Source organism: Priestia sp. P1_B12_1 (assembly GCF_056406695.1).
The window spans coordinates 1-1,241 of the sequence record NZ_JBFTZR010000059.1 but is presented as its reverse complement, the minus strand read 5'-3'; the positions used below and the strand labels follow the sequence as shown (position 1 = coordinate 1,241).

The window sequence follows — 1,241 nt, the reverse complement described above, 5'->3', positions numbered from 1 at the left end:
TTTGGCACCGTCGGTGCATCGTTCACTGGCGTGACAATTACTGTCACCGTTGAAACGGCTGTTCCTCCCTGACCGTCTGAGACCAATACCGTAAACTGATCCGTCCCATTAAAATTTAAATTCGGCTGGTAGCTAAATGTTCCATCCGCGTTCACCACGGCTACTCCGTTGCCAGGGGCTATTTGCAGGCTAAACGTTAACGAATTCCCATCTGGATCTACCGCCACAATTTGATTGATTAGCGTACTGTCTTCCGCAATCGTAAAGCTGACATTGGACGTAATTGGGGGATCATTTACCGGRATWACATTGATGGTYACSGTCGAAACCGCCGTTCCTCCYTGAYCGTCTGAGACCAATACCGTAAACTGATCCGTCCCATTAAAATTTAAATTCGGCTGGTAGCTAAATGTTCCATCCGCGTTCACCACAGCCGTTCCATTTGTTGGTCTATTTTGCAGCTGATAACTGAGTGGGTTTCCATCCACGTCGGTCCCTACGACTGCTCCTACAACAGGGCTATCTTCTTGCGTACTAAACGTGTAGTTTGGCACCGTGGGGGCATCGTTCACTGGTGTGATGATTACCGTCACCGTCGAAACCGCCGTTCCTCCCTGACCGTCTGAGACCAATACCGTAAACTGATCCGTCCCATTAAAATTTAAATTTGGCTGGTAGCTAAATGTTCCATCCGCGTTCACCACGGCTACTCCATGGCCCGGTGCTGCTTGCAGGCTAAACGTTAACGGGTCTCCGTCGGGATCTACTGCCACTACTTGATTGATTAACGTGCTATCTTCTGCAATCGTAAAGCTGACATTGGACGTAATTGGGGGATCATTTACCGGRATWACATTGATGGTYACSGTSGAAACCGCCGTTCCTCCCTGRCCRTCTGAAACCAATACCGTAAACTGATCCGTCCCATTAAAATTTAAATTCGGCTGGTAGCTAAATGTTCCRTYCGCGTTCACTCCCGCCACTCCGTTGGTAGGCGCAGCTTGAAGCTGATAACTGAGTGGGTTTCCATCCACATCTGTCCCTACTATCGCTCCTACCACGGGGCTATCTTCCTGCGTACTAAACGTGTAATTTGGCACCGTCGGTGCATCGTTCACTGGCGTGACAATTACTGTCACCGTTGAAACGGCTGTTCCTCCCTGACCGTCTGAGACCAATACCGTAAACTGATCCGTCCCATTAAAATTTAAATTCGGCTGGTAGCTAAATGTTCCATCCGC

At 49.1% G+C, this 1,241-nt stretch carries 1 protein-coding gene; it reads right to left on the bottom strand.

Annotated features, from left to right (window positions below; genetic code table 11):
* Positions 1–1,241 (bottom strand): cadherin-like domain-containing protein (locus AC1D0Y_RS29450; protein ID WP_477708447.1); only part of this gene is annotated, 1,241 nt, incomplete at both ends.